8 protein-coding genes and 2 pseudogenes are annotated in these 5,662 nt (G+C 52.8%); 3 read left to right on the forward strand and 7 right to left on the reverse strand.

Features of this window, described 5'->3' with window-relative positions:
* Positions 1–110: 110 nt before the first annotated feature.
* A pseudogene (locus tag ACR3FF_RS25295) lies at positions 111–524 on the reverse strand (ArdC-like ssDNA-binding domain-containing protein); the annotation flags it as partial.
* A gap of 266 nt (positions 525–790) precedes the next feature.
* On the opposite strand from ACR3FF_RS25295, the gene ACR3FF_RS25300 reads away from it, so the two are divergent.
* Positions 791–1,438, forward strand: coding sequence for a hypothetical protein (locus ACR3FF_RS25300; protein WP_458190877.1), 648 nt, complete (start codon positions 791–793; stop codon positions 1,436–1,438).
* A gap of 364 nt (positions 1,439–1,802) precedes the next feature.
* Here the strand turns inward: ACR3FF_RS25300 and ACR3FF_RS25305 are convergent, their stop codons facing one another.
* The 6 genes and pseudogenes from ACR3FF_RS25305 to ACR3FF_RS25320 form a co-directional block, all read right to left on the reverse strand.
* Positions 1,803–2,294 (reverse strand): DUF7995 family protein, encoded by a 492-nt coding sequence (locus tag ACR3FF_RS25305; RefSeq protein ID WP_458190878.1) that lies wholly within the window; start codon positions 2,292–2,294, stop codon positions 1,803–1,805.
* 240 nt (positions 2,295–2,534) lie between these two features.
* Positions 2,535–2,744: pseudogene (locus tag ACR3FF_RS27495) on the reverse strand (toxin-antitoxin system TumE family protein); the annotation flags it as partial.
* A 24-nt stretch (positions 2,745–2,768) separates the two neighbouring features.
* Positions 2,769–2,987, reverse strand: coding sequence for a hypothetical protein (locus tag ACR3FF_RS25310; RefSeq protein ID WP_458190879.1), 219 nt, complete (start codon positions 2,985–2,987; stop codon positions 2,769–2,771).
* Positions 2,980–3,546, reverse strand: coding sequence for a DUF7342 family protein (locus ACR3FF_RS25315; protein ID WP_458190880.1), 567 nt, complete (start codon positions 3,544–3,546; stop codon positions 2,980–2,982). The genes ACR3FF_RS25310 and ACR3FF_RS25315 overlap by 8 nt, the downstream gene beginning before the upstream one ends.
* Before the next feature lie 41 nt (positions 3,547–3,587).
* Entirely contained in the window at positions 3,588–3,719 is a 132-nt protein-coding gene (locus ACR3FF_RS27500; RefSeq protein WP_472850170.1) for a DUF7995 family protein, read from the reverse strand.
* Between the two features lie 162 nt (positions 3,720–3,881).
* A complete protein-coding gene (locus ACR3FF_RS25320; RefSeq protein ID WP_458190881.1) occupies positions 3,882–4,484 on the reverse strand; it encodes an SWIM zinc finger family protein in 603 nt (200 codons plus the stop codon).
* Between ACR3FF_RS25320 and ACR3FF_RS25325 the strand changes: the two genes are divergently transcribed.
* The gene (locus ACR3FF_RS25325) at positions 4,451–5,143 is read left to right on the forward strand and encodes a nucleotidyltransferase domain-containing protein (RefSeq protein ID WP_458190882.1); all 693 of its coding nucleotides are present in this window, start codon (positions 4,451–4,453) and stop codon (positions 5,141–5,143) included. The two genes, ACR3FF_RS25320 and ACR3FF_RS25325, sit on opposite strands and share 34 nt — an antisense overlap.
* 106 nt (positions 5,144–5,249) lie before the next feature.
* The coding region (locus ACR3FF_RS25330) for a transposase (protein ID WP_472850171.1) at positions 5,250–5,662 on the forward strand (413 nt) is incomplete at its 3' end.

Genomic DNA, 5,662 nt, shown 5'->3' on the forward strand with positions numbered 1-5,662 from the left:
TGCGAAGACAGTTCGTTCGGTGAAGCGGGAGATTTGCGTTGGCACACTTCGCAGTCTTCCGCTTCATCACCCTTACTCCAGCGACTTGATCCGGTGCTGTCTGGCGATTAAACACGGCCTTTCGACCACGCTTCAGGTGGTGTCTCATCATATTCACACTCACTTTGCTCGTGGTAACTGGGCGAGTTCTCACATTTGGGACACTGCTTTGTGATGATCGGCGCCCAGATCCAGATTCCGCTTTCGCCTTCCTTGACGTGGCGGTCGAACTCGGTCCGCCAGGTGTTGTAGCCAGCCACCTTCGTCGTGTTCGGGCACTGGAGTGTAATCAAGAGCGTGTTCCGATGGGAGTAGTCATGGAATTTCGACTGGACATCTAGCCACTCTTGGAACTGTTGACTCGTTCTCGCCTCGTCAGTCAAAGTGGTGAGGTCGTCGGTCCATTGTTCGATCGTGCTGTGCATTTCGTCACGTCGGGTGTCGTACTCGTCGAACGACACCGCAGAGTTGGTACTCAAAGCCATTATTTTCGAACATGGACGCTTTTCTCGAGCGCCCCGCACCCCTCTTGGGGGATAAAAATCGCGTCTGTGCTCCACAACTAATGAACAATTGGCGATCTGCTGTTGGACTACAGACAGAGCAGGCCGAGTATCTCGGAGTGTGACCGCACGGCGCTTCACGGTCGAATCATGCAGTAGCCACTGCAAACCATGGAACTACGAATGAGAACACGCTGATTCTCCCAACAATGGGTTTAAATATAAACCGTTGAATGATGTAGAGTAGTGTGACAAAGACGGTCAGCTCCGACGAATCCTCATCCACCGCGACGACCGAGAGTGACGCTCCCGACCAGGACGAGAAAGAACTCTCCGATGTCGAAGCGTTACGGATCGCTCGTGAGGAATCGCGTGCAGTGCTTGATCATCGGGTAACGGATATCAACGCCATGGATGATGCAGCGCTGCGGATTGGCCGTGTTGCCGTGGTTGTACTCGGGATCATTCTCTCTGGTGCTGGACTCATTGGGACTTCCCGGATTACATCGATGCCGACCGGTGTGCTCATACTGTTTGGATCGGGTATTTTTATTCTTCTTCTCACGCTCCTCATCTCGATTTTGACCTATACTGACTCTGAGCTTGATGTCGGTATTGATTCGACGTGGCGCGAAGAAGTTCGAGAGGAAGGCTACAGTGAAGAAGAGTGGCTTGCTACGTTACTTGAAGGATACGATGAGTGGATTGGGGTCCTCCAGCAGGAACAATCGGCAAATCGGTACCAACTTCTTATCACACAATTGTCACTCGTCACGGCACTCCTGCTCCTTTTTCACGGCCTTGCCTTCCTTACGTGGGGGACGAATGGATTTCTCGGACTACTGATCCTCGTCTCGGGAGCCCTAGCTTTATCTGGCTTGAAGCGGAATATTTGAGTAGAACAATAGAACCATGGTTCAATCCCCGAAAACTGGCCGGAAATTGGGCTCGGAACGCATCGATAAAGCACCGAGCTTCCTCCGAAAATTGCTCGGTAGTCACGCCAAGTCCGCGACTGATGGTTCGGACCAAGACTAACGTATCTTCTCCGTCGCTTACCTGGAGTACAGAAACTTCGTCTCGTTCCTCATGAGTTGAATCCCGTCGAGTAGTCACGACCATGCGGCGGGTGTGGGGAACGTTCCTGCAGATGCTCTGTTCTTCCAAGGAGCGACAAACCACTCCAATGCTTCTCAACTAACGCAAAAAGGATTGCTCTGTTAGATACTTACAGGACGAGAATTTGTTGCAATTGTTCGCTCAGTAGTAGACGTCCGCCGGAATGATCCACACTTGTTCGTCAGCAGCAAGCACATGATCGAGATGTTCACGATTGCGAATCGCGTCGCCAAATTCGGTGTATAGGTAGAGCGATGGACCACGATACGCGCCGAGATTGTAACAGGCGTGTCGGGAGAGATCTTTGTCGTGCATGAGTTCGTCGGTACTGAATTCGTTGACCGCCGTTCTCACCCTCTCGAAATTGTGTTCGAACTCTTGTTTGGTTGCCTCCCAGCCACGTTCGAGGAGTTCTGCTCCATCGTCGGAGTCGATTGGTGCGACGACAGGAAGTTCGCCCCACCGAGCTTTCCCTGCAACGGACGTCCTCTCGTCATCAAACGTATCGTAGTAGTCAAAGATGGCAGCATTGTCGGGACCAGCGCCGACCAATCGGTCGAACGCTGCTTTTCCGCATACAAGTGCGGTGTCTTCAGTCGATGCCTCTACGAGTGCGTAAATTACCTGGTGCATATCGGTCACCTCGCCGACGCATTGATTCGACACAACTATATCACACAACTCTTCATCTGTGCGCCGGCACCCATCGCCGGCGCTGATACAATCCTCCTGCAAGAAGCGGAGACTCACACTGGAGTCGCGTGACTCGCATTCCGAACGCAAACACCCCTCGTTGTGAGTGGAAATTCGAGGGCTTCGTACTGGGCGCGCTTTGCTACTCGGTTGGTGAACGTTAGTTGGGACAGGACGTTTTTACTTCTCCCAGAATGCTTTGATTCGGTCGTCTAAGTCCCCGAGTATACCTGAGAGTACATCCCGCCAATCTCGTGCATATTCTGCATCGTTACCGGGTGTCGTTGCATCCGGTGGTGGGTGGAAATGCGAGCGGGCGTTGTGGCCGTTCGGATGGCGATCCCACCAGCACTCCCATCGGTCACCGTCGTTGTATTGTTCGGAGTAGTGGACGTTGAAATCGTCCGTCTCGTACTATCGAACCTGAAGATACGCACGATCGATGGCTGCCGGAAAGTACCCCATATCGTACTCTGCCACGACTGAACTCGGCGCATAGCCTGGCTGGAACACGATCTCCGAGAATCGGTGGCTTTGTTTGAGGTGTTGTCCGATTTGTTCGAGAACTTCGGTATCGATCCCACCGACATCCTCCGCGACGGTATCGTCGTCAACCGACCGGTCTTCAGGCATCGACTGTTGCCCCACCACTCGACGGATGGCCGTTCTGACGCGCCGCATCTAGCAACTCTGCACGTCGCTCAAGCGTCTTCCACTCACTTACCGTTTCCCATCGCTCTTCGACCGACGACTCTCCACTCTTATCCACGAGCGACACATCATCCGGACTGTCGGTGTCGAATCGCGCTCGATATTCTTCGAGTTGCGCCATCGTCTCTTTGAGTTCCTCGACAATTTCGCTCTCCGAATACTGCTCTCGAATCTGTTCGATTCTGCGCCACCGCAGATACGACTCGTTTCGCTCGTATCGCACAGGCCGGCCTGGAATCTCGCGCGTCATCCCCATCGAGGTGAACCATTCCAGGTAGTCTCGTGCGGTTTCGGTATCACAGTTTGCTTGTGCTGCGATGTCGGCTACTTTTGTCGGAGTACGTAGTTGCAAGATGACTCCGAGGAGTCGCTCTCGCGTTGGGCCACCTTTCAGAACCGCTTCGGGTGGATCCCAATCGGTGAAGTCGGGCGGTTCTTCGTTCGGTTCTCGAACATCGTCGGGGGTGTCAGTCAAGTCCATCACTATCCTCCTTTTGCTTTCTAAGCCAAGGAGATTATCGGTCATATATCTATCGTACACTGAATTATTTCTGTTTCGTTTTCTTCACCAAATGTCACATAGGAATCGAACACGGTGCCAGCGCGCGGGTCGGCTCCGAATAGACGATCGAATGCTCTTTTGTCGGTGGTCACTATGTCGTCTTACTATTATGTAGTATATTTTAAATATTTTCTCTTACCTTTATCTGCCAAAGTACGCGACTACATGTTGCGTCACCGTGTGATGCGCCGGCATCCATCGCCGGCACCAATAAAATCACTCTGCGAGAGGAGCAGATTCACACGAGATTCGCACTACTCTTCCGGGAGATCGCGACGCCCGGATCGTACACAAGGCCAACACGGAAACCCACCAAGCCTATCACAGTCACAGTCAGCTGGTTGGTCTGTGTCGCTACCGTTTTCATGAGTTTCAGGGTTGTTCTCGATTTGTGTCCCGCCGTCTGCAACGAGGGAGTGGTCTGTCGCCGCTTGCAGGAGTGGTGTTCGGATCGCAACGCCAATCCGATGTTTGCATGCTCCTTCGTACCGCGCATCCGCAGGACACTCACAGGCGATGGGGATCCCGTCGCGAACGGTGACGAGATATTCATGATCGGCCGGATTCGCGTGACTGGTATTCCGAACGAGGACACCCCTCGTTGTGAGTGAAAATTCGAGGGCTTCGTACTGGGCGCGCTTTGCAACTCGTTTCGTGAACGTCAGTTGGGAGAGGACGTTTTTATTGGACATACTCGCTCCACGAGGTACATCTGATGTGCCCCGCACCCCTCGGGGGCACAAAACAACGTCTCTGAGAGTCATTTCTCTCTTCTCATCGCTTGACACAACACTTATTATACCTTGTTGCATAAAATCGAACAATGATTGATGAGAAGCAACAAGGTATAAGGGCATGTATACAGATTCATCCAGGCGATGATTCCAGAATTTTCCGACTCGGCGCCGCTGACGACATTCTCCGCGTATTGATTGATGCTCATGATACGGAGTTCACGCTGAAAGAACTTGGTCGAGAAACCGACTATTCTCGATCAACCGTCTGGCGAGCACTTGAGTTGCTCACTGAGTTGGGTATCATCCAAATCCGAGAGACCACACAGCGAAAGTACGTCTCTATCGATACAGAGCACATAGAGAAGTCAGAGCCCATCCTCACCGTCGAACAACCAGAATATCATCAACCGGTTCGGACGTATGTTCAGCGGATCCAAGATGCTCTCGGTGACACTGATGAGGTCCAGGACATCATTGGCGTCCTTGTGTTTGGAAGCGTTGCACGGGGAGAAGCAGATCGGAAGAGCGACATCGATCTCTTCGTCCTCGTCGAAGGGGATCGAACTGTTGCTCGACGAATCGTCACAGAGGTTGCTGCTGAGCTGGGAGATGAACAATTCGACGGTGATCGCTACGAGTTTGAATCGTATGTCGAATCAGTTGAGAGCGCACGGCGTGCTGGCACGAAACTCCGAGAGATCTTCCGAGAGGGAATTACCGTCCACGGCGGAAATGAGTTCCAGCAAGTCAAAAAGGAGGTTCTTGCAGATGAGCGGTAATCGAATCGAGTCGCTCGTCGATGACGTACTAGGGCCGTGTTTAATCGCCAGACAGCACCGGATCAAGTCGCTGGAGTAAGGGTGATGAAGCGGAAGACTGCGAAGTGTGCCAACGCAAATCTCCCGCTTCACCGAACGAATTGTCTTCGCAGTCAAAAGAGTTGCCGATGATTGGGACGAACCTGCCGCCCCAGAAGGGGGCGGCGGGTTCACCGACGCAGCGATGATCTCCATCCACTGTCTCCGGATTTATCTCGATACGACCTACCGGATGATGATTGATCTGCTGAAGGAGATGCCACAAATATCGCGGGAGATCGGCCTTGAACCGGCCGATCTCCCGCATCCATCGACGTTATGTCTCGCCTTCGATAGAATTGAGATGGCGGTCTGTCGGACACTTCTCCAACAATCTGTACAGCTTCACGACACTGGGCCGATTGGAGCGATCGACGCCACGTACTTCGAACGCTCGCCAGCGAGCCGCTCGTACTGCAACAAGACGAAATACGAAGTACA

This window comes from Haladaptatus ordinarius (assembly GCF_054177595.1).